Here is a 1,528-nt window from a genome sequence, read left to right as displayed (position 1 = left end):
GTGTGATATGCTTCGGCGCCGACCGATTTCGACACCCTACGTTCAACACTCTTTCAATACCCTCCTCTGTTCCGTTCTGGCGGGCCCGCTGCCGTATCCCCTGCTGCCCGCCGACGGCGAACGCGGCGCGAGCGCGGGCCCCGGCGGCGTGCACACCGTGACGCTGCCCGCCGAGGCGGCCGGGAAGGTGCGCGCCCTCGCCCGCGAGCTGGGCAGCAGCGTGTTCACCGTGGGCCTGACCTCACTGGGCTGGCTGCTGCAGCGCTTCACCGGAGGGCCGCGCATGCTCGTCGGCACCCCCGTCACCGGCCGCGAGTCCGCAGACGCCGACGTCCTGGGGCCGTTCCTCAACACCGTCGTCCTCACCGCCGAACTGCCGCCCGACGCACCCTTCACCGAGGCCGCGGCGCGGGTACGGGCGGCCGTCGCCGGGGCCCTGGCACACCGCGGCCACCCCTTCGACCAGCTCGTCGAGGAACTGCCCGGCGCACGCGACGGCGGGCGCACCCCGCTGTTCACGGTGATGTTCACCGCCGACGAGCCGGGCGCGGCGGGCACCGGCGAGGAGTTCGACGCGGGGCCCTCGCTCACCGTGCGGCGCGAGCCCTTCGCCGACGACGCCAGCGAGTTCGAGCTCAGCTTCCACCTGGACAACTCCGGCGAACATCTCGCCCTGACCGCCGAGTACGACACCGTGCTGTTCAGCGCGGCCCGCGTGCGCCGCCTGCTCGGCCACTGGGCCGACCTGCTCACCCAGGCCGCCCGGCACCCCTCCCGCAGCCTTGCCGACACCCCCCTGCCCGGCTTCGAAACAGCCGAGCTGGCCCGCCACGAGAGCGGCCGGAGCGTCGTGGACGCCGCCGGGCGGCGCGTGGCCATCGGCGTGCCCGGCGCACTGCACACCGCCGAGGGGCCCACCGGCATCGCGGCGGTGCGCCAGGAGGACGGCAGCCTTCTCCTGCGCGGCCCGGCCGGCCGGCCCGCGGCATTCGCGGACACCGAACTGCGGCTGCGCGAGCACCCCTTCGTCGCCACGGCCGAGGTGATGGCCGCGGACCGGGCCCGGGTCGTCCTGCACGCCGGGCGCTCGCTCACCCCGAAGTCGCTGGCCGCGTTCGTCCGCCGGGCCCTGCCGGCCGCGTGGGTTCCGGCCACGATCGAGATCAGCGCGGAGGGCTCCGCGGGGAGTGCCGCGCCGGGTGGTCGGTCGTCTGCGGGTCCGTCGGGGCTGGTCGCGCCCCGCGGCGGAGCCGCATATGTACACAGCCCCGCGCCCCTTGGGGGCGCTCCCGACACCGACACTGTGGCCGTTGTCGGCCGGGCCGTCGCCGAGTGTCTCGGGCTGGCCGGACCCGCCGGGCCCGACGACGACTTCTTCGAGCTGGGCGGGGCCTCGCTGGACGCGATCGCCGTCGCCGGGCGGCTGCGTGCCGCGCTCGGCCGTGAGGTCTCGCCCCGGCTCGTCTTCGATCTGCGCACACCGGCCGCCATCGCCGAGGCCGTCGGGCGCACCGGGCCGGGCCCCGCC

At 75.9% G+C, this 1,528-nt stretch carries 1 protein-coding gene; it reads left to right on the top strand.

Features of this window, described 5'->3' with window-relative positions; translation table 11 throughout:
• Positions 1-7: 7 nt before the first annotated feature.
• A partial coding sequence (locus AB0I98_RS49865) for a condensation domain-containing protein (protein WP_362953180.1) occupies positions 8-1,528 on the top strand: 1,521 nt, incomplete at its 3' end.

Source organism: Streptomyces sp. NPDC050211, from assembly GCF_040656035.1.
GTDB lineage: Bacteria > Actinomycetota > Actinomycetes > Streptomycetales > Streptomycetaceae > Streptomyces.
Note: the sequence above shows the minus strand (reverse complement) of the source record. Positions and strands in the feature narration are given on the sequence as shown.